General features: G+C 54.8%; 20 protein-coding genes. 8 read left to right on the top strand and 12 right to left on the bottom strand.

The features are described from left to right. Position 1 precedes the first annotated feature (1 nt). From QWY83_RS00480 to cysQ, 8 genes are all read right to left on the bottom strand, one after another. Positions 2 to 1,699, bottom strand: a complete 1,698-nt coding sequence (locus QWY83_RS00480) for a beta-1,6-N-acetylglucosaminyltransferase (RefSeq protein ID WP_249946637.1) — start codon at positions 1,697 to 1,699, stop codon at positions 2 to 4. Further along, a complete protein-coding gene (locus QWY83_RS00475) occupies positions 1,696 to 2,706 on the bottom strand; it encodes a glycosyltransferase family 2 protein (protein WP_249946636.1) in 1,011 nt (336 codons plus the stop codon). Before QWY83_RS00475 ends, QWY83_RS00480 begins: the two co-directional genes overlap by 4 nt. Before the next feature lie 17 nt (positions 2,707 to 2,723). Next, entirely contained in the window at positions 2,724 to 3,950 is a 1,227-nt protein-coding gene (locus QWY83_RS00470; RefSeq protein WP_249946635.1) for a glycosyltransferase family 4 protein, read from the bottom strand. Beyond that, the gene (gene galE / locus QWY83_RS00465; RefSeq protein ID WP_249946634.1) at positions 3,931 to 4,914 is read right to left on the bottom strand and encodes a UDP-glucose 4-epimerase GalE; all 984 of its coding nucleotides are present in this window, start codon (positions 4,912 to 4,914) and stop codon (positions 3,931 to 3,933) included. The genes QWY83_RS00470 and galE overlap by 20 nt, the downstream gene beginning before the upstream one ends. An 11-nt stretch (positions 4,915 to 4,925) precedes the next feature. Beyond that, positions 4,926 to 5,819 (bottom strand): UTP--glucose-1-phosphate uridylyltransferase GalU, encoded by an 894-nt coding sequence (galU, locus tag QWY83_RS00460; protein WP_105236148.1) that lies wholly within the window; start codon positions 5,817 to 5,819, stop codon positions 4,926 to 4,928. A 127-nt stretch (positions 5,820 to 5,946) separates the two neighbouring features. Beyond that, positions 5,947 to 7,185 (bottom strand): glycosyltransferase family 2 protein, encoded by a 1,239-nt coding sequence (locus QWY83_RS00455; protein WP_249946633.1) that lies wholly within the window; start codon positions 7,183 to 7,185, stop codon positions 5,947 to 5,949. Next, a complete protein-coding gene (locus tag QWY83_RS00450; protein ID WP_249946632.1) occupies positions 7,182 to 7,982 on the bottom strand; it encodes a 3-deoxy-manno-octulosonate cytidylyltransferase in 801 nt (266 codons plus the stop codon). The genes QWY83_RS00455 and QWY83_RS00450 overlap by 4 nt, the downstream gene beginning before the upstream one ends. Then, on the bottom strand, positions 7,983 to 8,780 hold the full coding sequence (gene cysQ / locus QWY83_RS00445) for a 3'(2'),5'-bisphosphate nucleotidase CysQ (RefSeq protein WP_249946631.1): 798 nt from the start codon (positions 8,778 to 8,780) through the stop codon (positions 7,983 to 7,985). 141 nt (positions 8,781 to 8,921) lie between these two features. On the opposite strand from cysQ, the gene QWY83_RS00440 reads away from it, so the two are divergent. Beyond that, on the top strand, positions 8,922 to 9,743 hold the full coding sequence (locus QWY83_RS00440; RefSeq protein WP_249946630.1) for an ABC transporter permease: 822 nt from the start codon (positions 8,922 to 8,924) through the stop codon (positions 9,741 to 9,743). Here the strand turns inward: QWY83_RS00440 and QWY83_RS00435 are convergent, their stop codons facing one another. Then, positions 9,744 to 10,391, bottom strand: coding sequence for an alpha-ketoglutarate-dependent dioxygenase AlkB (locus QWY83_RS00435; RefSeq protein ID WP_249946629.1), 648 nt, complete (start codon positions 10,389 to 10,391; stop codon positions 9,744 to 9,746). Positions 10,392 to 10,552: 161 nt separating this feature from the next. Here QWY83_RS00435 and dnaK point away from each other — a divergent pair, with 161 nt between their 5' ends. From dnaK to radC, 3 genes are all read left to right on the top strand, one after another. Next, a complete protein-coding gene (gene dnaK / locus QWY83_RS00430) occupies positions 10,553 to 12,454 on the top strand; it encodes a molecular chaperone DnaK (protein WP_249946628.1) in 1,902 nt (633 codons plus the stop codon). A gap of 72 nt (positions 12,455 to 12,526) precedes the next feature. After that, positions 12,527 to 13,669 (top strand): molecular chaperone DnaJ, encoded by a 1,143-nt coding sequence (gene dnaJ / locus QWY83_RS00425; protein ID WP_249946627.1) that lies wholly within the window; start codon positions 12,527 to 12,529, stop codon positions 13,667 to 13,669. Between the two features lie 92 nt (positions 13,670 to 13,761). Continuing rightward, entirely contained in the window at positions 13,762 to 14,523 is a 762-nt protein-coding gene (gene radC, locus QWY83_RS00420; RefSeq protein WP_249946626.1) for a RadC family protein, read from the top strand. Here the strand turns inward: radC and QWY83_RS00415 are convergent. The 3 genes from QWY83_RS00415 to secA form a co-directional block, all read right to left on the bottom strand. Continuing rightward, positions 14,520 to 16,082, bottom strand: a complete 1,563-nt coding sequence (locus tag QWY83_RS00415; RefSeq protein WP_249946625.1) for a phosphate ABC transporter substrate-binding/OmpA family protein — start codon at positions 16,080 to 16,082, stop codon at positions 14,520 to 14,522. The two genes, radC and QWY83_RS00415, sit on opposite strands and share 4 nt — an antisense overlap. Further along, the gene (locus QWY83_RS00410; RefSeq protein ID WP_290245123.1) at positions 16,079 to 17,086 is read right to left on the bottom strand and encodes a hypothetical protein; all 1,008 of its coding nucleotides are present in this window, start codon (positions 17,084 to 17,086) and stop codon (positions 16,079 to 16,081) included. The genes QWY83_RS00415 and QWY83_RS00410 overlap by 4 nt, the downstream gene beginning before the upstream one ends. Positions 17,087 to 17,279: 193 nt before the next feature. Continuing rightward, complete coding sequence (secA, locus tag QWY83_RS00405) at positions 17,280 to 19,976, bottom strand: preprotein translocase subunit SecA (protein ID WP_249946623.1); 2,697 nt, start codon at positions 19,974 to 19,976, stop codon at positions 17,280 to 17,282. A 185-nt stretch (positions 19,977 to 20,161) separates the two neighbouring features. Here secA and QWY83_RS00400 point away from each other — a divergent pair, with 185 nt between their 5' ends. The 4 genes from QWY83_RS00400 (at position 20,162) to QWY83_RS00385 (ending at position 22,839) form a co-directional block, all read left to right on the top strand. Next, a complete protein-coding gene (locus QWY83_RS00400; protein WP_249946622.1) occupies positions 20,162 to 21,004 on the top strand; it encodes a peptidylprolyl isomerase in 843 nt (280 codons plus the stop codon). 4 nt (positions 21,005 to 21,008) lie between these two features. Continuing rightward, positions 21,009 to 22,223 (top strand): bifunctional glutamate N-acetyltransferase/amino-acid acetyltransferase ArgJ, encoded by a 1,215-nt coding sequence (gene argJ / locus QWY83_RS00395; RefSeq protein ID WP_249946621.1) that lies wholly within the window; start codon positions 21,009 to 21,011, stop codon positions 22,221 to 22,223. After that, positions 22,220 to 22,624, top strand: a complete 405-nt coding sequence (gene mutT / locus QWY83_RS00390; RefSeq protein WP_290245120.1) for an 8-oxo-dGTP diphosphatase MutT — start codon at positions 22,220 to 22,222, stop codon at positions 22,622 to 22,624. The genes argJ and mutT overlap by 4 nt, the downstream gene beginning before the upstream one ends. An 80-nt stretch (positions 22,625 to 22,704) precedes the next feature. Then, the gene (locus QWY83_RS00385) at positions 22,705 to 22,839 is read left to right on the top strand and encodes a hypothetical protein (RefSeq protein ID WP_290245118.1); all 135 of its coding nucleotides are present in this window, start codon (positions 22,705 to 22,707) and stop codon (positions 22,837 to 22,839) included. Positions 22,840 to 22,880 lie beyond the last annotated feature (41 nt).

Here is a 22,880-nt window from a genome sequence, read left to right as displayed (position 1 = left end):
ACTACCGAACCAAATAGGGTTTTCGCGCACTGCGCGGTTCATTCGTGGCCACGGAATCGACTGGAAAATCGCCCATGAGGTAGGGGTGCATCCCCTGATTCTTCAAATTTTGTAGGAACTGCCCAAAGCCTGTTAGATCAACCATCCGGGGGGCTTCGGTCAGACGACGGACGTTCTTGCCGGTGATTTCGTCCACAACAGTTTGCAGCGCTTCCATCGGCGATTCAATGAACTCGGCCATGGTCCAAATACGGACGCGCGCCTTTGTATAAATCGCACGCAGCGCAAGCAGGTGTTCGCTTTCGATCCTCTGCAGCCGTGCGGCCTCTTCGCGGAGGTCTGCAAAGTTGCGGTTCGATTGGAACAAAGGCACGGCCCATGCACCAGAAATAACACTGACCTGTGCGTTAGGATCACGCGCAACGTCCCAGCTGATATCTTGGGTGTCATGTGGGCCGAATTGAAAACACTGACGTTCGCCGCGGGTATTCCAAACAAGGCTCCGCAAGAAGCTTCGCGTGTTGTAGTCCCGCAACTTCGGACAGTCCGACAATGCACCAACAAAAGTCGCCTGACGCCCCTCGAACTCAACCCGTTCCGGTGCAAACAAGTGACCGTGTACCCGCGCACCTGTCGCCTTCGCCAACCAAGGTTCGAAATCCTCGAACAACTCAGTAAAGCCTTCGAACATCGAATAGGGACCGCAGGTTACGCCATTTTCCCAGTCTTGGTTCGGAAAACGGCTCTGCATGTAAAGACCCGCGCGACCACGGGTTCGACGATCAACCGCTCGGGCAAAAATTCGATCGATTTTACCGGGGTTCGGTTCAGCCGCCTTTAGGCCCGCCGACGGTCCAAGGAAGGCGTCATACAAACGGTTCGCATGAGGCCAAATCTTACGCGCCACAAAACAATCAGACCGCCGCAAAAGCTGCAGGTGGTCGTCGTAGAAAATGTGCGGCTTCCCTTGGAAATCGAATTTCGACAGGGTCAGCGAACGGCTCTCAACGTTTGGTGAATACAAACGAGACAGCGTTTGGAAATAGCTCTCGTCGGGGATCCAAACCTTCTTGAAATACAGATCATAAGTAGGTCGATCTGGGTCTTCGAGGATCGCAGACAACGTCTGACGCGTCAGGCACCACCATTGCGACCCCATATGCGGGACGATGCCCTTGGGGATTTTACGTTTGAATTTCACGCGGCGCTGCAGGTCCACGTAGAAATCGAACAACTGCCGCTGGGTCTTCCACGAAAACGGAAACCGCAGCGTGAAACGTTCGTGATCAAGCCCGCCGACTGTCCAAGGCACGTCAGCCGTTGTCGCGCTCTCGATAAAATCAACGCGTGGACGTTCGGTCAGATAGTCGTGCAGTTCATCAACGGGCCGCAAAGGCAAGCACGAGCCAGATGCCAAATAGACATGCGTAACCGACGGATGGTCCCGCAGGATTTTTTCGCTGGCCTCTTGGGTCGCGGCAACGATGCCCCACGTTCCCCATTCACATTTGTGACGGGGCGAGAAAGTCACTTCTGGCATGTCCGACACGGCACTTACGAATTTGTCGTAGCGCGCCTTATTCACCTTGGCGTCGACATGGACAACGACAGGGCAACCGCTTTTCACCCAATTGCGGATCACCTGCTCTGCACGATGCAGCGCGGTGTGAACCAGCATAACTACCCCAACCTGCGTCATGCCCAGTTCCCCTTGGACATAAGGCCCAGAATTTCGAGCTGACGCCAGTTGATGTATTTTTCGGACCACTTGCACCACAAATCGGTGTTGTCCTGTAGCCCTGCGACGTAGGCCTTATATTCGTGGCTCGCCGCGTAATGTTGTTTACGCGCGAGTTCCTCGTGGGCTTTCACGGTCAGCGTATCGAGGAACTTTGTATGGAGCAGAATGCCCGATGCCTTTTCGCCACCCCATTCATCGTAAACGAGGTTCAGGCCACGCGGGAGCAGCATGTGAGTGCTGCTGACATAGGCGTAACGACGATCCCATTTGACCAGTGGAACTTTATTCAACGCGGGTGCACGCTCTGGGTTATCTTGGAAAAACGCCCGCGCCCGTGGACCACCTTGGATCCAAAGGTTGCCGAATGACGGGTTCCGCTGGATGGCGTAATTTCCGCTATCAAACCAGTTTGCGATCTCTAGGGGGTCATCACCGCGGCGGTATGGGATCGCCGAAATAGGCCCCTTCGGGTACATATCCAACAACATGGCCGAGAACGATTTGATCGATGACGCGTCTAGCCAATCGGTCAAAGCGCGAATAGGTCGCGTATCGCAGAACGGGAAAACAAACAGTTCGTCTGGATCGACGACCAAAGTCCAATGCCCGTGGCCGTAGCGCATCAACAGCCAGTTCACCCAGTCGATGCCAAAGCGGGACCGCTTATAGCTTTTACCCGTCGACCAAATCGAAACGTCCGACTGATCCGCAAGATACTCTCGCCCACCATCATCGCTATCGTTGTCGATCATCAGAAAGTGGTTAACGCCGAGGTCACGGTAATACTGCAGGAAATACGGCAACCGCACGTCTTCGTTGCGCAGCGTCGAGACAAGCAGGATGTCGCTTTTGCGGATTTGAGAGGTGCGATCTGCGATAGGCGTAAGTTCGTGACGCTTGCGCAGCGCACGAACGAGCCAGCGGCGACGCTGAACCCTTAGCCTGTATGATCTCCAAAGCCCCAAAACGGCCCCTTACCTAGTCAGCTTTCAAGCGAAGCTGTCGCTACTCCCAACACAGCCGCAAAGTGATCGTCCCACTTTGGCAATGATACGTAGGCAACCCGCTCCCCGTCTTCGTTTGTCTTTAATTCGTTAACGGTTTCCCGCCAAGAATAGTTATCTTGTGGGTCTAGGTAAACAATCCGATCACCCAAGGTTTCGCGGTAAACGGGTAAATCTGCGCAAACGACAGGCGTGCCCAGCGCGGCAGCTTCAATTGGGGGCATCCCGAAACCTTCTGCAATCGACGGAAAGAGCATCCCCTTAGAACCATGCACGACCGCCGCGAGAGCAGAATCGCTTAGATCGGGCACTTCGATCACATCGGGCACACCACGATCCAAAGCCTCAAAGACCGTTTGGTTCAGCCAACCACGGTTGCCACAGATCAGCAAAAGAGGTCGCTCTTCGGTATCCAAAGACTCCCAAACCTCAAGCAAGAGAGAATGATACTTCCGTGGTTCAATGGTGCCGACTGTCACGAAATACGGCCGAGACAGATCAAGATCTGGCGGAATTTCAGCATACCGCGGCATCACGGGGTCAATACCTGGATGCGCCACAATGATCGGCGGAACACGCCCGTGCCGCTGCAAATGTGGTGTGAGGCTATCGTTCGTGACCTTGGACACTGCGATCACACGGTCGGCTTCTTCGGACACGACACGCAGTTGCCGATTGAAGTCGGTGACGGTTTGCGGACGCTGAACCTCTGGATAATCCAACGGGATCGTATCGTGGATCATCACGTGGACACGCGCATCGACGCTTAACTTGAACGCAGAAACGAATTCGAACTCCAAATTCGTATGCCCAACAATGTAGAGATCGACACCTTTGGGCAGATGCTCTGATAACATCAACGCCAATCGGCTTCGTCCACAACGGGCCACACGATGCTTGCGAACAAAGCTTTGAGCTGCCTGAACACGCTTTGGCATCTTGAACCTAAGACGCGAAAGAAGGTCTGATTGCCCCCACTCACCTTTCAACGTCGCCCGAAGAATGGATTGCCCACCAGAACGATCCAGCAAAACATATCCATAGGACGTTCGGGCGATGAAATAGCAGGGGACATCATCCGCTAGGAAACGGCGCAGATACGCTAGTTCGACACGATCAACACCCGTCAGGACTCGACCCGCACGCCCAACCAGACGTGTGATGTCCAGAACCCTGCCTGAAGCGTTATTTATTATAGTGTCCACTTTGGTGCCAACGCCACGCGTCTGTAATCATTTGACGAAGTGTAGACCGAGACGGCGCCCAACCCAACTCCTCAATTGCACGCGTGCTACCTGATACCAATTTCGTTGCATCACCGGGTCGACGATCCCCTTCGATCATCGGGACCTCTTTGTTCGTGACCTCGGCAGAATGCGCCACGACCTCGCGGACGGAAAAGCCGCTGCCGGTGCCTAAATTGAACACCCGACCATCTTTGCCATCTTCGAGCCACTTAACGCCCAACACATGCGCATCAACGAGATCGCAAACGTGAACATAGTCACGAATGCAGGTGCCATCAGGCGTATCGTAATCGGTGCCAAAGATCGTCAACGCCGCGCGCTTACCGTCAATCGCGTCCAACATGAGCGGAATGAGGTGCGTCTCTGGCTGGTGGAATTCGCCAACCTCAGCTTCAGGATCGGCGCCCGCGACGTTGAAATATCGGAAAATCACTGACCGCAGGCCATGGCTCTGACCAAAATTGACCAACATATCCTCAATGGCGCGCTTCGATGCGCCATAGGCGTTGATCGGCTGCTGAACACAGGTTTCGTCGAGCGTCACACCATCCTGTTCGCCATAGGTGGCACAGGTCGACGAAAATACGAACTGCATACAACCCGCATCGACAGCGGCCTCAATCAGGTTCAGAGACCCGCTAACGTTGTTGCGCCAATAGCTACCCGGGTCTTTCATGCTATCGCCAACTTGGCTCAGCGCAGCGAAATGCATCACGGCAACGGGTTTATGCTTTGCAAAAACCTCGTCCAAACGCGTGCGATCAAGCAAATCACCGCGTTCAAATGGACCGAATTTTACGGCGTCTTCCCAACCCGTGATCAAGTTATCAAAGGTGACGGGCGTATAACCCGCCGCCTTGAGCGCCTTACACGCGTGCGAGCCGATATAGCCCGCTCCACCCGTTACCAGAACAGTTGTCATAAACTTCGCCCTTAAAGTTGGGCCTGACGAACCGCGTAGAGATCATCAAGATACGTTTCGAATTCACCGCGAAGGTCCGACCGAGCAAGACCAAACGCAACAGTTGCCTGCAAGAAGCCTGCCTTAGAACCGCAGTCAAAGCGTTGGCCTTCGAAACGATAGCCAAACACATTGCGGTTCTGACGTAGCTCTTCGGCGATCGCATCGGTTAGCTGCAATTCACCACCCGCGCCACGATCGATGGTCTCAAGGTTCCGCATCACGTCGGGGGTCAGAATATAACGGCCAATAACGGCGAGGTTGGATGGCGCATCCTCCGGCTTTGGCTTTTCAACCATGTTCTTGACCGAAACAACCGAACCCATATCAGCTTTGACATCCAAAAGACCGTAGGACGACGCCTTCTCCTGCGGGACTTCCATCGCGGCAACCATGCAGCCGCCCGTTTCTTCGTAGGCTTCAACCATTTGCTTCAGGCAGGGTTTATCAGCCGCGATCACGTCGTCAGGCAGCATTACAGCAAAGGGTTCATCGCCAATCAAACGACGGGCACACCAGACCGCGTGACCCAGACCCAAAGCACGGTGCTGACGAATATACGCAATCGCGCCGCTTTCCATGTAGGTGCTCTTCAAAACGTCGAGCAGTTCATGTTTGCCCTTCGCTTCAAGATCAGTTTCCAGCTCGACCGAGCGGTCAAAATAATCTTCGAGCGCAGATTTCCCTTTGGACGTAACGAAGATGAAATCGGTAATACCTGCCTCGCGGGCCTCATCGATCGCGTATTGGATCAATGGACGATCCACGAGAGTCATAATCTCTTTCGGGACCGATTTGGTTGCGGGCAAAAACCGCGTTCCGAGACCAGCAACCGGGAAAATCGCTTTGGTTACTTTTCTGCTCATGTCGTACTCCAATTAACTTGGCTAAATTTTTTAACAGCTGCCGCCTATCACAACAAAAATGCCGTTCACATCGCCTTATTCACAATAAGTAACAGTATCGACACGCTCGGCACGTTTCAGCCCATTGCTACGGAAATTTGTCTCTGATCCCAGCCAATCGGCTCATTTCATGTGCGGTTCGTGACTTTTTTGTCCACAGACGGAACATAGGATCTGACCGATCAGAGCGACCAAACAATCCACCGCGTTGTAACCAGATACCGTCTTCTTGGAACCGAACGTGATGGAACAGAGCCGTTAGGCTGTAGCGGAACACAGTCACGCGGTAGCCTTCTTCGCGAGCCATTCGCGCAGCTGCCTTGACCCGAGACCAGGAATACCAACGCCCGACCAACGCCATGTGCCCTGCATCGCCGACGTCTTTTTCAAACTTCAAGAACGGCTCTTTTGACGGCGAAATAGGCGCTAGTGGAGCGATATTCGCGGTTTCACCCTCAAGCAGACCTTGGGTCATCGTCGCCATGAGCACTGACACATCCTTCGGCTCAATCCGGCCTGCGATCATATGTTCAATCAGTCGGCGGCGTTGCGCTTTGACTTCGGAGTAGATGACCGGACCGTGCTTCGCCTCGGGCAAGTGCTTGCGCAGGAAAACCTTCAGGCTCCGACCGATTGGAAAAAGCGTTGTCGGCGCACGGTCCTCACGGCGCTTATCACTGGCTGCGAAACCATGATGAACCTGAGCACGAGGCACAATCGCTGTTGTCATTTCCAATCCTGCCAGACGCATGTTCAGGTCTGTTTCGTCCAAATAGAACTGAAACGCAGGATCAAAGCCACCTAGCTTGCAGAGTACATCGCGATCAAAGGCCATATTCGTGCCTTCGGTTTTGATTCCTTGCTGTGCTGAACCTTCAACACAAATCGGATCATCACTGTCGAGAAGCAGTTCCTCTGACCACCCGTTCGGACGCACGTCGCGGGCTTTCCATTGAAAAGAAATTCCATTGCGACCGCGCACATAGCCCCCAGCAGCAACGGCCTGACGGCTCGCTATTGGTCCGACGAGGTGGTCGAGCCACGTCGGCTCTAGGATCGCATCGTCATCGATAAACGCGACGATGGTCCCTGCCGCCACCTCAAGCCCTGCATTGCGCGCTGCAGCAATGTTGGCCTCATCGAACGGGATCAACTTGATGCTTTTCGCAAATCCACCCGCTGCCATCTCTTCGCAGCCGCGTTGATCCGCGACCACAACGATTTCGAAATTCGGGTGCAATAGCTGCATCAGCCCCTTCACGCACCGCCGCAAATGCTGCGGGCGGTCGCGGCTGACGACAATTACGCTGACAGGAGCCGCGCTCACGCCGCTCCCATTTTCTTGAGCATCGCTTCGATGCGCGGCACGTCTTCGGGGTTATTCAATTCCCAGAATTGGCGACCACGGGCTTCGACCTCAACGCAGAGAACATGCACGCCACGTTCAAGGAAACGTAGCTGCTCAAGCCCTTCCAGTTTTTCCAACGGGCCAGCAGCCCAGCGCGGGTAAGCAGCCAAAGCCGAAGGACGATAGGCATAGACACCGACGTGGTGGAAAACGGGTGTTTCTTCGTCATCAGCGTAAGTCTTGCCAGTGTAGGGAATGACCTCTTTGCTGAAATAGAGTGCGTTATAGTCGATGCCGAACACAGCGGTCGTGCCACCAACACGCCCAGCGCGGCGATCTTCAAGGAACCCGTTGAGAGCTTCACCTTCGGTCCGCAGAACAGGTGTCGCAACTTCGGCAACGGGGCTCGCCTTGAGGCCCTTGATCAGCTCTTCTACGAACCAATGCGGGGTCAGTGGTGCGTCACCTTGAAGGTTCACAACAACATCGTAACCGCCGCCCAGTTTATCAAACGCTTCGGCGCAACGCTCTGTGCCGTTCTGGCAGGACTCAGAGGTCATAACGACCTCGGCACCGAACGCTTCCGCAGCCTCGCGAATGCGGTCGTCGTCAGTTGCAACGACAACCTTGTCCACGCCTTGAACCATCATCGCGGCTTCCCAGCTGCGCTTGATCAGGCTTTTCGCTTCACCCGTTGCGCCTTTTAGCTTAACAAGAGGCTTCCCCGGATAGCGGGTGGACGCAAACCGTGCTGGGATTACGATGAGTGTGGACACTTAAGCCTCCTTGAGATCAACGCCCGGCGCATAGGCGATAAAGAACGGGTTCGCGAAGCCCTCTTTGCCATAGCGAAGCGGCTGATGGTTATCGAAACGCACAACGTCGCCACCTGCGCCGACCAAGACAGCATGACCTGCAGCCGTATCCCACTCCATCGTGCGGCCAACGCGCGGATAGAGGTCGGCTTCACCCGTGGCAACAAGACAAAACTTCAGCGACGAACCTGCGGACTTTAAATCTTTGGCTTTATACTTCGCCAAATAGTCATCTGTTGCCTGATCACGGTGCGATTTCGAAGCGACGACGAACAGCGCCTCATTGTCGGGTTTCGACACACGAATAGGCTTCAATTCGCCAACGGTTTCTTTGTCGAACGGACCGACTTCTTCGACCGCGTTACCGCCGGCATCGGTGTAGAACAAGCGTTCTTTTGCTGGCGCATAGACAATACCGCGCACAGGCGAACCATCCAGAACATAAGCAATGTTCACTGTGAAGTCGCCGCGGCGGTTGATGAATTCTTTGGTGCCATCGAGCGGATCAACGATCAAAAACGTTGAAACATCTTGGCCATGGCTGTCCGCTTGCTCTTCGGTGACAAGGGCCACATCGGGGAACGCCGCGCGGAGACCAGCGGCGATGATCGCATCAGCAGCTTCATCGGCCTCGGTCACTGGGCTCTCGTCGCTTTTGGTCTTAATTTCAAAGTCAGGACTGTTGTAAACTTCCATGATCTTGTCCCCCGCTTCGAGCGAGAGTTGACGCATCACGGTGACGAGTTTTTCTAAATTCATTAAATTCTCCTGACGGACTGCCCGTATTTACCATAAAATTGATCGGCAAAGTCGTGCCTCTTATGGTAGAGGCTTAAGAGAACGGCAAGAAATTCGTTGATATTCGGGCGTAAGACCCGGCCAGTCACAGGCAAGTTTAAGATGTTCCAAGTCAAGCAACCGCGCACAATGCTGGGGTCCCTCGGGTCCATGCTGGAACTCATCTTCCACTCGACTGTGCGCGAAATTCGCAAGAGCCACCGCAACGCAATCGTCGGCCTGTTGATGAACATGGTGCAGGCGCTCGTTTTTGTTGGTGCGTTCTATGCGATGTTCCAACTTCTTGGCATGCGACGGAGCCAGATCCGTGGCGATTTCCTCCTCTACATTATGTCAGGCGTGTTTCTCTTTCTCACCCATACCAAGGCGATGGGCGCCGTTTTTGGGTCTGGCGGATCGACCTCAGCCATGCTCAAACACGCACCACTGAACTCATTAATACTGATCTCATCTGCGGCACTAGGCTCGCTCTACACACAGGTGCTCTCGCTTCTGACTATCCTGTATCTCTACCACGTGATCGGGAACCCGATCTCGATCGATAATCCCGTTGGCGCGATGGCAATGTTGTTGCTCGCTTGGTTCTCGGGCGTGGCAATCGGCGTGATTTTTCTGTCGGTGAAACCATGGCTCCCCGAGTTCACAGGCATTGCACAACAGATCTATGCACGCATGAACATGATCGCATCGGGCAAGATGTTCGTCGCCAACGCAACGCCGAGCTACATTCTCGCCATGTTTGACTGGAACCCACTGTTCCATTGTATCGATCAGGAGCGCGGATTTGTTTTCGTGAACTACTACCCGCACCACAGCAATTACACTTACCCAATCGTCGTCAGTGTCATTTGCATCACAATCGGCCTCATGGCCGAATTCTTTACCCGCAAATATGCATCCGAAAGCTGGAGCGCCGCTCGGTAATCACGTCACCACCCGCAATGTGACGTTGATCCTACCACCATTGGTCAGCAGCGTTGATGTGTTCGGCTTCACTCGGTCAATGCCGTGAAACAGAAGGCGCGAAGGCCCTCCGAGGACACAGACATCGCCGCTTTCCAACCAGATACTCTCGGTCGAACCACCGCGTGTTTCGTTTCCAATGCGGAACAATGCAGAGTCTCCCAAAGAAATCGAAACCACAGGCGCGCTGAAATCCTTTTCATCCCGATCCTGATGCAAACCCATTTTCGCTGTCGAGGAATAGTAGTTGATCAGACAACTTTCAGGACTTCGCTCTGACCGAGAGACCGCATTCCAAACGGCAAGAACTGATTGAGGAATCTCAGGCCAAGCGACACCTGAGGGGTGCTGCTGTTCGTAGCGATAACCATTTGCATCAGACACCCAACCGAATCGACCTGCGGATGTCATCTTAACGCTCATCGACTGCCCGCTTGCCGTTTTCGGCGTAAAGAACGGAGCCACTTGGGCAACCACGCGCAAATCATCAACCATCGCAGACTGCTCGGCTTTCGATAATAGCCCCTTGAACACGTTGACGCCGCGAACAGTCAGGGTTGGCTCTGGTTGATCCTGCATATCTTTGTTGCCCAAGTTGTTTTTTACCATCTTTGCGGCCCTGCCCCCGTTGCAGGCAGCAATTGTCAACCTTATATACCCGTTGATCCACGGTTCGGACCACTTTCCGAGCCAGATTTAACTCCAGATGGTTCAGGTGCCGTTCACCGGGCCTGGGCAGCTCAAACCGCCTAAGAAGAGGGATTTGAAAAATGGGAAAAGTCATTGGTATTGACCTTGGTACCACGAACTCCTGCGTAGCCATCCTTGATGGTTCCAAACCGCGCGTCATCGAAAACGCTGAAGGCGCACGTACCACTCCGTCGATCGTCGGTTTCACCGAAGACGAGCGCCTTGTTGGTCAGCCGGCAAAACGCCAGGCCGTCACCAACCCTGATAACACCGTATTCGCTGTTAAGCGTCTTATCGGTCGTCGCACCACCGACGCTGAAGTCGAAAAAGACAAGAAGCTCGTCCCCTACGCAATTGTAGACGGCGGCAACGGCGACGCATGGGTTGAGATCCGTGGCGAGAAATACTCTCCGAGCCAAGTTTCGGCTTTCATTCTGCAAAAGATGAAAGAAACCGCTGAATCTTACCTTGGCGAAGACGTGACCCAAGCGGTTATCACCGTTCCGGCATACTTTAACGACGCTCAGCGTCAGGCAACCAAAGACGCTGGCAAAATCGCTGGCCTCGAAGTTCTGCGTATCATCAACGAACCGACCGCTGCGGCACTCGCCTACGGTCTGGACAAAGATGAAACCAAAACCATCGCTGTTTATGACCTTGGCGGCGGTACATTCGACGTTACCATCCTCGAAATCGACGATGGTCTATTCGAAGTAAAATCGACCAACGGCGACACCTTCCTCGGCGGTGAAGACTTTGACATGCGCATCGTCAACTACCTCGCTGACGAGTTCAAGAAAGAGCACGGCGTTGACCTGACCTCTGACAAAATGGCTCTGCAGCGTCTGAAAGAAGCCGCTGAAAAAGCCAAAATCGAACTGTCCTCGTCGCAGCAGACCGAAATCAACCAGCCGTTCATCTCGATGGGTTCGAACGGTCAGCCGTTGCACATGGTCATGAAACTGACCCGTGCAAAGCTGGAAAGCCTCGTTGCTGACCTGATCAAGAACTCGATCAAACCGTGTCAGGCTGCTCTGAAGGACGCTGGTCTCACCACTTCCGACATCGACGAAGTCGTTCTGGTCGGTGGTATGACCCGCATGCCTAAAGTTATCGAAGAAGTAACCAAATTCTTCGGTAAAGAGCCGCACAAGGGTGTGAACCCGGACGAAGTTGTTGCAATGGGCGCTGCTATTCAGGCAGGCGTTTTGCAGGGCGACCTGAAGGACCTCGTTCTTCTGGACGTAACCCCGCTGTCGCTGGGCATCGAAACGTTGGGTGGCGTGTTCACCCGTCTGATCGACCGCAACACCACGATCCCGACCAAAAAATCCCAAGTCTTCTCAACCGCAGAAGACAACCAGAACGCTGTGACCATTCGTGTGTTCCAGGGTGAACGCGAGATGGCTGCCGACAACAAAATGCTCGGTCAGTTCAACCTCGAAAACATCCCGCCAGCACCGCGCGGCATGCCACAGATCGAAGTGACCTTCGACATCGACGCAAACGGTATCGTATCCGTTGGCGCGAAAGACAAAGGCACAGGTAAAGAACAGCAGATTACGATTCAGGCCTCTGGCGGTCTGTCGGACGAAGACATCGAAAAGATGGTCAAGGACGCAGAAGAAAACGCAGAAGCCGATAAGAAGCGTAAAGAGTTGGTCGAAGCGAAAAACCAGGCTGAAAGCCTCGTTCACGCAACCGAGAAATCGATCGAAGAGCACGGCGACAAGGTTGACCCGTCGACCATCGAAGCAATCGAACTGGCAGTCGCTGCCCTCAAGGACGAACTTGAAGGTGACGATGCTGGCAAGATCAAGTCGGGCATCCAGAACGTAACCGAAGCATCCATGCGCCTTGGTGAAGCCATCTACAAAGCATCCCAAGAAGGTGGCGACTCTGACGCTGCTGACAACGATGGTGCAGATGACGACATCCTCGACGCTGACTTCGAGGACCTTGGCGAAGACAAGCGCGGCTAATCATAGCCCTGCTGTGAATAGGCCGGCCCAGACTGACTGGGCCGGTTTGTTCCTTTCCCAAAGGGGGAACGCATGTCAAAACGCGATTATTACGAAGTTTTAGGTGTATCCAAAGGCGCGACCGCGGAAGAGCTGAAAAAGGCCTACCGCACGAAAGCCAAAGAACTGCACCCAGACCGTAACTCTGACAATCCGGACGCAGAATCCCAGTTCAAAGAAGTGAACGAGGCCTATGACGTCCTGAAAGACGCCAACAAAAAGGCAGCCTATGACCGTTATGGCCATGCTGCGTTTGATGGTGGCATGGGTGGCGGACCACGTGGTGGTCAAGGGCACGGCGACTTTGCCTCTGCCTTCTCTGATGTTTTCGACGATCTGTTTGGCGACTTCATGGGTGGTGGCCGTCAAGGCGGTGGCCGTTCGCGCGCGCAACGCGGCAACGACCTGCGCTACAACCTGCGCATCACGCTCGAAGAAGCCTTTGGCGGTCTGCAAAAGACCATCAACATTCCAGCATCGAGCCAGTGTGGTTCGTGTAACGGAACGGGCGCCGAAGGCGGCAGCGAACCCATCACCTGTCCAACCTGCTCGGGCATGGGTAAAGTGCGCGCTCAACAGGGCTTCTTTACCGTCGAACGGACCTGTCCGACCTGTAACGGCATGGGTCAGACGATCAAGAACCCGTGCAAATCCTGCCACGGTGCAGGCCGCGTCGAAAAAGAAAAAGCACTGTCGGTCAACATCCCGGCAGGCGTCGAAACTGGCACTCGCATCCGCCTCGCTGGCGAAGGCGAAGCCGGTCTACGCGGTGGCCCATCGGGCGACCTGTATATCTTTATCGAAGTGGCAGAGCACGAGCTCTTTGAACGCGAAGGAACATCCTTGTTCTGCCGCGTTCCAGTATCGATGGTTGATGCAGCACTGGGCGGCGAAGTTGAGGTGCCAACAATCGAAGGTGGCCGTAGCCGCGTGAAGATCCCTGAAGGCAGCCAATCTGGTCGCCAGATGCGTCTTCGCGGTAAAGGTATGCCCGCTCTGCGTGGTGGCTCAACTGGCGATATGCTGATTGAGCTGGTTGTCGAGACACCTGTGAAATTGACGTCCAAGCAAAAGGAACTCCTCCACGAGTTCCAAGAGCTCAGCACCGAAAACAACCCGCATTCGTCGAAATTCTTTTCGGCGGTCAAAGGGTTCTGGGACTCGATGAAAGGCTAATCCAGCCATCATCCCAACGATCAAAGGGCGGCCATCACGGTCGCCCTTTTTCGTTTACTCGGCCTTAATCTGTCATCGGCAATGCTCGCAGTATGACCCAGTCCCCGCACATGGCCGAAGCGCCACTCCCGTTTTTCGACCTCAATGATGAGGTTGTTTTGCCTATTCAGGCAAAAGGGCAGCCATCCTACATCAAAGATCACCGCACCCGCCTACGGGAACGATTCATGACGGGTGGCGCAGCAGCCCTCCCCGACTACGAAATGCTAGAACTCGTGCTTTTTCGCGCCATTCCGCGTCAGGATGTGAAACCACTGGCGCATGCGCTTTTGGATAAATTCGGGGATTTCGGTCGTGTCGTCACCGCGCCAACTGCGACTCTTAAAGGGATCAAAGGCGTCGGTGATGCGGTCGTCGTTGAACTCAAGATCATCGAGGCAGCCGCGCAACGGCTCGCACGATCCAAAATCATGCAACGTCAGGTGATCAGCAGTTGGAGTGAAGTTCTCGACTACTGCCACACGGTCATGGCGCATCGGGAAACCGAACAATTCCGCATCCTGTTTCTCGACCGTAAGAACGTCCTGATTGCAGATGAAGAGCAGTCCAAAGGCACGGTCGATCATGTGCCCGTTTATCCAAGAGAAGTCGTCAAACGGTCCCTTGAATTGAACGCCTCCGCTTTGATCCTCGTTCATAATCATCCGTCTGGCGATCCGACCCCGTCAGAAGCTGACATAACCATCACGCATCAAATCGAGCAGGCGTTAACCGTCATGGGGATCACGCTGCATGATCATCTGATCATTGGAAAATCTCGGGAACTCAGTTTCCGCGCCGAGGGTCTGATCTAGTCACCGACCCAGAGTTCTACGCGGCGATTCATGCGGCGACCCCACTCTGTTTCATCGCAGCCCATCGGCAGGGCCTCACCGAATCCGTTCGCCGAAATGCGCACCCCATCAGGAACGTCGCCACCCAGTGCTGCTGTAAGTTCTGCCAACACCGCATCGGCCCTAGTCTGAGAGAGGTTCTTGTTGATGCTCGCGGCCCCAGTTCCATCGCTAAAACCCGCAAGGGCCAGACGGCGACCGTCAAACTGACCATCGCGTATCGCTTGGGCGAGGAACAGTAGATACGATTCAGAAACAGGTGTCAGAGTGGTCGCGCCCTCTGCAAATCGGAAGGTTGTCGACAATCGGGCTTGCCCATCCAACGTGCGCAACATTTCTTGAAGCTCGGTCAATGAAACTTCACTACCCGCCTGCAAAATAGCGTTTGCAAGCCGCTCGCCTTGCTCATCCCAGCCAATCGGCACTACACCTTGGTCCACAAAACCAGCTCTCCGAATGACGGCTTGAGCCTCGTTGCTACGCAGCCAAGCCAGAAAATCCGCAGCCTGCGGTGCGATCCGGTATTCAGGTAGATAAAGATAAAGCGGCATCGTAAGTGGATAATCACCCGTCTTCAACGAGGTCCTACGAGGGATGGATCTCAACCCACAGACATCCTGCAAAATCATCGGCGCCGCTTTGCCAAAAGCCCCCATCGGCACAACACCGATAGCCAGTGGGTCTTCGGCCACGAGGTTGGTCATTTCGGGCCCGACCTCAATCCGAACAGCATCCTCGACCGCAGCAGAGTCACCCAAAACCATGGATTGGAACCCATGCGCTTGATCGGAGTTTTCGGCGGCCAAGACAGGGTGGACTACCCCATCTTCCCCCTTGAGGTCGGACCAGTTTGTAACGTCGCCACTAAACACAGACGACAGAGCATCCAGAGAAATAGATTTGACGGGTTGGAGCGGGGATACAACGGGCACCAAAGCATCGAGCGCCAATATGCGTCCCCGACCATTCGCGTTAAGCGCCCCTAAACCCGCAGCCATTGATGCCGCGTTTTCTGCTGCCGTCGCGGGACGCGCAGACATGACCACATCGGCTGTTCCTTTGCGCTGCATTTCAAAACCAACCGAACTCTCGTTCAACGCAAAATAGACCTGCAGTTCGGGCGCACCGAGAGGCCCGATCTGATATTGTAGTGCACTTTCGCCTTCAAGCGCCGAGATATTCAGGTTCCGTTGCCGTCCATATGCCTCGACCAACGCGGGAAGAAGGACCTCGCCAATGCGGGGCGATCCTGCGAACCGAAGTTCGGCCGCTCCGTTGGGAGCAGGGCACCGCAATCCCTCGCAAATCACACCAGCATAGGCGACCGTCACAACGCCGTATTCGGTCCGCAGGCGCATGTAGTCGCCATCAAAGCTTAGTACATCGCCAATAATCGCGAGCCCGCCCTCTGTCCGCAGATTAACGGGTTCAGCAGTGGCAATGTCACACGCAAAGAGTGCGGCCAAAGCAGCCGCGCCAATGCGTTTTAAATTCAGGATTTTACAACTTATCCGCGTCATTTCGCGGCGAGTGTTAAGTCCGTGAACATATTTTTCAACACAAGAAAGTCTCCAACTGCATCGCAGTCTGGCATAGTGACTTGTAGGTCAACAGCTTCGGCGTCGTGCTCTGGCCCAATCTGGATACTTTGGGCTGCAACTTCCCGCCCACAGTTGCGGATCGTGATAGACGCTTCAACACTAAGTTCGATCGCTCCGCCGGACGCGGAATGAGCCGTTGGGTAGGTATAGACCTCGGCGATCAGGGGTTCAGGCAAATCATCATTGCCGAGCCGAACAAGGAAACCCTGCCCATTCGCGGCAGCGCTCGGCGACCGTGGCGCATCCGCCCAGACGTGACCGTCCGACCCAAACTCCGCACCGAATTCAAAGGCGTGGATACCGACCGCTGAGTTGCCTTGCCATTGCAGAACAGCGCGATCCAAGTCCGCGACATCAGGAACAATCACGCTCGCTACCGCACCCATCCCGTCGTCAAAAGCCGCAATAAATACGGCGTTATCAGTAAGAGCTGGAACTTCGGCCGCAAACTGGCCGTCCTCATCGGTTGCGACAGAGAACATCATGCCCTGATGGTGCACAGTGAACCGCGCCTGTGGATAGCACGACGCGTCAACCGTCAGATTCACCATGCCAGATGCGCTCGCCTCCGCTGCCATTTCGGGCACACAGTCGACGTTCAACGCAATTTCATCGGCGGGGTCGGAAATTGGCTCGTCTGGAACCGTCGCAGCGACAAGGATCGGCACAATGTCCGTCACGACAGGATCAATGCTGGCGGGCACCTTCAATTCTGTGACCTGAACCTCAGGCGCGACCATGAATGGGCCAGCGTCTTCGGGCAGGGCAACATCGCGCAGCGCCACAGATGGCTCAACTAAAACGCTGCTTTGGACGGGTGCTGGCATCGCCTCAACATCAGTCGAACGTTCAGCAAACGCGTTGCCGTTTTGCATAACAAAACCAACGGCAAGAGCAGCCGAAAACGTGACGCCAGCAGTCATCATTTTTCTAGAGCGGGACAATTCACCCTCCACCAACACTTAAATTCAGTTTTCAACCTAAGGGTGTAAGATGGTGTTAGCTGGACCTGACTGGGGAAAGTTCTGGGCTGAATTGGGGCGTAATTGGTCATTGGATAGAAAAAGGCCGGCGTCATTGCTGACACCGGCCCCTAATTTCACCTGCCACTAAAGCTCAGAACTTGCCGTGGCAGTATTTGAACTTCTCGCCCGAACCACAGGGGCACGGATCGTTGCGCGACGGATCACCCCAAGTCGTCTGATCATTTTCATCGAACCCAGGTTTTGCGTTCGCTGCTGGATGCTTTGGCTGTTCTGCCGCTGCAGCAGCTGCCTGCGCCTGACGCTGCTGTTCCACCATTTGACGCAGCATCTGTTCTTGCTGCTCTTTGGACATCGGCTGAATGCGCGAAAGTTTCTGGGTCACGTCCTCACGCAAACCATCCAAGAGGCTTTCGAACAACTGGAAGGCTTCGGTTTTGTATTCGTTGAGCGGGTCACGCTGCGCATAACCACGGAAACCAACAACCGACCGAAGGTGTTCGAGCGTCAACAAATGCTCGCGCCATTTACCGTCGATGGTTTGAAGCAGGATCTGCTTTTCGATCTGGCGCATAGTCTCGGCACCAAAGGCTTCGGCTTTTTCTGCCATAAGCGCATCGGTCGCCTCATAGAGACGGTCGCGGATATCGCTGTCGTCCACGCCCTCTTCAGACGCCCATTCAACGACAGGCACGTCAACGCCCAGCTTATCGAGACATGCAGCCTTCAGCCCCTCAGCATCCCACTGATCCGCATAGGAGCGCGCAGGAATGAACTGGTCGACCAGATCGTCGACAACGTCCTGACGCATATCACCAACAATCTCGGACAGGTCCGCCGCTTCCATGATTTCGCGGCGCTGCTTAAAGATCACCTTACGCTGATCGTTCATCACGTCATCGAACTTCAACAGCTGCTTACGAATGTCAAAGTTGCGGCCTTCGACCTTAGCCTGCGCACGTTCGAGCGATTTGTTCACCCACGGGTGAATGATCGCTTCGCCCTCTTTCATACCGAGGCCAGAGAGGACTTTCTCTAGACGCTCGGACCCAAAGATACGCATCAGGTCATCGTCAAGCGACAGGAAGAACACAGAACGACCAGGGTCACCCTGGCGGCCCGAACGGCCGCGCAGCTGGTTGTCGATACGACGGGATTCGTGACGTTCCGTAGCCAGAACAAACAGACCACCGGCCTGTTTAACCGCCTCTTCGTCACCCTTGTGCGCTTCTTCGATCTGCGCACGGATGGCTTCGGGGTCGGCCTCAGGGTTCGCGGCAATCGCCTCGAGAACTTTATGCTCAACGTTACCGCCGAGCTTAATGTCAGTGCCACGGCCCGCCATGTTCGTCGCAATCGTCACAGCGTCGAGCTTACCAGCCTCTGCAACGATCTGCGCCTCTTGCTCGTGCTGACGCGCGTTCAGAACGTTGTGCGGGATTTTTGCAGCGGTCAGAAGCTGGGACAGGAATTCCGATTTCTCAATCGAGGTCGTACCGACAAGGATCGGCTGGCCTTTTTCATGGGCGATACCGATTTCTTTGACGATGGCATCAAATTTTTCCTGTGCCGAACGGTAAACCTGATCATGTTCATCTTTGCGCGCAATCGGACGGTTGGTCGGAACTTCGACAACGCCAAGACGGTAGATTTCCATGAACTCGTCGGCTTCGGTCATCGCCGTACCCGTCATGCCACCCAGTTTTTCATACAGGCGGAAGTAGTTCTGGAATGTCACCGACGCGAGTGTCACGTTCTCGGGCTGGATCGCGCAGTTCTCTTTGGCTTCGATCGCTTGATGCAGACCGTCGGACAAACGACGACCCGCCATCATACGGCCCGTAAATTCGTCGATCAGCACAACGTTGCCGTCACGAACGATGTAGTCTTTGTCCTTGGTGAACAGCTTGTGAGCACGGAGGCCTTGGTTCACGTGGTGAACAATGGTGGTGCTTTCCGGATCGTAGAGCGACTGGTCGGCAGGCAGGATACCTGCGGTCCGCAGACGCTCTTCGAGGAATTCGTTACCCTCATCGGTAAAGGTCACCTGACGGGACTTTTCATCGATGGTGTAGTGCGATTCAGCCAGCTCTGGGATCAACGCGTCGATGGCTTTGTACAGCTCCGAACGGTCTTGCGCTGGACCAGAAATGATCAGCGGGGTCCGCGCTTCGTCGATAAGGATCGAGTCGACCTCGTCCACAATCGCGTAGTAGTGCTGACGCTGCATCATCTGGCTCAGCTCTGACTTCATGTTGTCACGAAGGTAATCGAAACCGAGTTCATTGTTGGTCGTGTAGGTGATGTCGCAGGCATAAGCCGCGCGCTTTTCGTCTTCGGGCTGCTGAGGAACCACAACGCCCGTGGTCAGACCCAAAGCACCGTAAACTTTGCTCATCCATTCCGCGTCACGACGTGCGAGGTAGTCGTTCACCGTCACAACGTGAACGCCTTTGCCCGTGAGCGCATTCAGATAGGCCGCGAAGGTCGCCATGAGCGTTTTACCTTCACCGGTCTTCATCTCGGAAATGTTACCTTGGTGCAGGAAAATCCCGCCCATCAACTGCACATCAAAGGCCCGCAGACCCAATGCACGCTTGGCGGCTTCGCGACAGTTCGCAAAGGCCTCGGGCAGCAGCGAGTCGAGTGATTCACCACCCTCGATGCGTCCCTTAAATTCGTTGGACTTCTCGATCAGCTGTTCATCTGTCAGCTTCTCGAATTTGGGCTCCAGCGCGTTGATCTTTGCGATGATCGGCTTGGTTGCCTTGATCTTGCGGTCGTTCGCGGTGCCAAACACCTTTTTGGCCAGCGTTCCGAATCCCAGCATGTTCTCTCCGCGCCCTCAATTTGGGGCCTAATGACGTCGTTATGATGAGGAGGTTGCTTGTCGCTTACAGCAGCAACGCCTAAACAGGTGACAAGACGGTCCCTCAATGCCTCTTCGGGATGTAAGGGGAGGGCCATAAAGTGTCAACGCTGCGGGGCTTTCGCAGCCGAATTGGGAAAGATTTGATGAAGAAATTCGCTACATTCGCAGCAGCAAGTGCCCTCGCCCTCTTTGCGGCCACTGCACAGGCTGAGGAAGCGACCGGAAATACCGTCGTCGCGACTGTAAACGGCACCGATATCACACTGTCGCACATGATCATCACAATGGCGCAACTGCCCGCCCAATATCAGCAACTCCCGCCCGAAGTTCTCTGGGACGGTATCCTCGAACAACTGATCCAACAACAGTTGCTCGCCGATGAAATGACTGATCTGCCTGCGCGCGCTCAATACGCGATCGAAAACGAAACCCGTTCGATCAAAGCGGGCGAGCGCATCTCTGTTTTGTCCGAAGCTGCAGTCACCGAAGAGGCTCTACAGGCTGCCTATGACGCGCAATTCGCTGACGCAGAGCCGACACCTGAATACAATGCATCGCACATCCTCTTGGCCACCCAAGAAGAAGCGCTCGCCGCGAAAGCACGCATTGATGCAGGCGAAGACTTCGCAACCGTTGCTACCGAACTGTCGACAGGTCCATCTGGCCCGAACGGTGGCCAGCTCGGTTGGTTCGGTCCAGGCATGATGGTCGAACCGTTCGAACAAGCCGTCGTCGCTATGGAAGTCGGCACTGTATCTGAACCCGTTGAGACTCAATTCGGCTGGCACATCATCAAACTGAATGAGACTCGTGATCAGGCAAACCCGACCCTCGACGATATGCGCGACGAACTCGCCGCTAAGATCCAAGAGGAAATGATCACCACCTATCTGGCTCAGATCACCTCTGATTCTGACATTACACGCATCGAAGCTGGCTCGATCGATCCAGCCGCTCTCACCAACCTCGACCTGTTGGAGCAGTAAAACTATGCCCGTCTCGCCTCTTGCCCCTACGGCATTCCCCGACCTTCCGGTCATTGATGGCGTCCGTTTTGCATCGGCTATGGCTGGTGTGAAATACAACAACCGCACCGATGTGATGCTGGCCGAATTGGTCGAAGGCAGCACCGTTGCAGGCGTTTTCACACGGTCGGCCACACGGTCGGCGAACGTTTTGGACTGTCAGGCCAAAAACGGGAAAACACAGGCGGGACGGGCCGCCATCATCGTGAACTCGGGCAACTCGAACGCCTTTACAGGCGCTCGTGGTGTTGAAGCTGTGACCGCTCTATGCGCTGGCGTTGCGGAACAGACTGGTATCGACGCTGATCGCATCTTTACCTCGTCAACTGGCGTAATTGGCGAACCCCTACCCTACGACCGTATCACCGCGAAAATTGGCGAGCTATCCGCAAACCTCAACGCGGGCGGCATCGAAGGCGCTGCAAAGGCAATCATGACCACCGATACCTTCCCGAAGGGGTCCGCGGCTGAAATCACCGTGAACGGTCAGACGGTCAAGATTGCAGGCATCGCCAAAGGTTCAGGCATGATCGCGCCCGACATGGCCACCATGCTCGTCTACATCTTTACAGATGCGAAAATTGGCTACGAAGCGCTGCAGGGTGTCCTGTCGAAACTCACCGATAAGACCTTTAACTGCATCACCGTCGACAGCGATACATCGACTTCTGACACGCTCCTCATCGGTGCAACAGGCGCATCTGGCGTGGATGTCACCGGCAATGCTGACTTTGAGGCCGCGCTTCACAAGGTGATGCTCGACCTATCTCATCAAGTGATCCGCGACGGCGAAGGCGCAACCAAGTTCGTTGAGATCCAAGTTACAGGCGCAGCCAACGACGCAGACGCAAAACGCGTCGGCCTTTCAGTCGCGAACTCTCCGTTGGTTAAAACCGCGATTGCTGGCGAAGATGCCAACTGGGGTCGTATCGTTGCCGCTGTCGGTAAATCTGGTGCCGAAGCCGACCGTGATCGTCTCTCCATTCGGTTTGGCGACATCACCGTAGCCGAAAACGGATGGCGCGCGCCAAATTATTCCGAAGCGGACGCAAGCGCTTACATGAAAAACGCTGAACTGATCATCGGTGTTGATCTCGGCATCGGGATTGGCGCGTCAACGGTTTGGACCTGTGACCTGACCTACGAATACATCCGGATCAACGCGGACTATCGCTCGTGACGAAGAAAATCATCCTCGTTTCCGCAGTCGCGCTCATCGATGTCGATGGGCGCGTTCTGCTCGCTCAACGGCCCGAGGGAAAGTCCCTAGCGGGCCTATGGGAATTCCCAGGTGGTAAAGTCGAAACAGGCGAAACGCCCGAGGCCGCACTGGTCCGCGAACTCCACGAAGAACTCGGTATCGAAACGTGGAATTCCTGCCTCGCGCCGCTGACGTTTGCCTCGTACAGCTACGACGATTTCCACCTTCTGATGCCTTTGTTTGCGTGCCGGCGCTGGAATGGCACACCACAGCCCAAAGAGGGCCAAAAGCTGGCTTGGGTCCGCAAGGAACATCTGAACGATTACCCGATGCCTCCTGCCGACATTCCGCTCATCCCAATTCTACGCGACTGGCTCTAAAATCATCCTTTGGGATAGCTATTTTTAACAGCCACCCATCAGGTAGCTTTACCTCTAGGCGACAACCTGAGGTGTTAGATATGTACCGTACAATTATTATCGGCAGCAGTGTGTCCTTGCAGGGCAAGTTTCTGCGCGACGCGGATAACGGCAAAGTTGTAATCAGCGTCGGCAAGCGCACTTACGTTGGGCGTCCAGCAAACGTTGCGGCCTAAGATCGGAACCTGTTCCGACATGACAAAGAAAAAGGGACGGT

The sequence above is a fragment of the Marivivens donghaensis genome, from assembly GCF_030410045.1.
GTDB classification, from domain to species: domain Bacteria; phylum Pseudomonadota; class Alphaproteobacteria; order Rhodobacterales; family Rhodobacteraceae; genus Marivivens; species Marivivens donghaensis.
Note: the sequence above shows the minus strand (reverse complement) of the source record. Positions and strands in the feature narration are given on the sequence as shown.

Coding starts and splice junctions, on each gene's coding strand:
- galE (WP_249946634.1), bottom strand. CDS start 4,914: ATGACAACTGTTCTGGTAACGGGTGGAGCGGGCTATATCGGCTCGCAC.
- QWY83_RS00410 (WP_290245123.1), bottom strand. CDS start 17,086: ATGACTGCTGGCGTCACGTTTTCGGCTGCTCTTGCCGTTGGTTTTGTT.
- galU (WP_105236148.1), bottom strand. CDS start 5,819: ATGAGCAGAAAAGTAACCAAAGCGATTTTCCCGGTTGCTGGTCTCGGA.
- QWY83_RS00480 (WP_249946637.1), bottom strand. CDS start 1,699: ATGACGCAGGTTGGGGTAGTTATGCTGGTTCACACCGCGCTGCATCGT.
- cysQ (WP_249946631.1), bottom strand. CDS start 8,780: ATGAATTTAGAAAAACTCGTCACCGTGATGCGTCAACTCTCGCTCGAA.
- QWY83_RS00400 (WP_249946622.1), top strand. CDS start 20,162: ATGAAGAAATTCGCTACATTCGCAGCAGCAAGTGCCCTCGCCCTCTTT.
- dnaJ (WP_249946627.1), top strand. CDS start 12,527: ATGTCAAAACGCGATTATTACGAAGTTTTAGGTGTATCCAAAGGCGCG.
- radC (WP_249946626.1), top strand. CDS start 13,762: ATGACCCAGTCCCCGCACATGGCCGAAGCGCCACTCCCGTTTTTCGAC.
- QWY83_RS00435 (WP_249946629.1), bottom strand. CDS start 10,391: ATGGTAAAAAACAACTTGGGCAACAAAGATATGCAGGATCAACCAGAG.
- QWY83_RS00385 (WP_290245118.1), top strand. CDS start 22,705: ATGTACCGTACAATTATTATCGGCAGCAGTGTGTCCTTGCAGGGCAAG.
- dnaK (WP_249946628.1), top strand. CDS start 10,553: ATGGGAAAAGTCATTGGTATTGACCTTGGTACCACGAACTCCTGCGTA.
- argJ (WP_249946621.1), top strand. CDS start 21,009: ATGCCCGTCTCGCCTCTTGCCCCTACGGCATTCCCCGACCTTCCGGTC.
- QWY83_RS00415 (WP_249946625.1), bottom strand. CDS start 16,082: ATGACGCGGATAAGTTGTAAAATCCTGAATTTAAAACGCATTGGCGCG.
- QWY83_RS00440 (WP_249946630.1), top strand. CDS start 8,922: ATGTTCCAAGTCAAGCAACCGCGCACAATGCTGGGGTCCCTCGGGTCC.
- secA (WP_249946623.1), bottom strand. CDS start 19,976: ATGCTGGGATTCGGAACGCTGGCCAAAAAGGTGTTTGGCACCGCGAAC.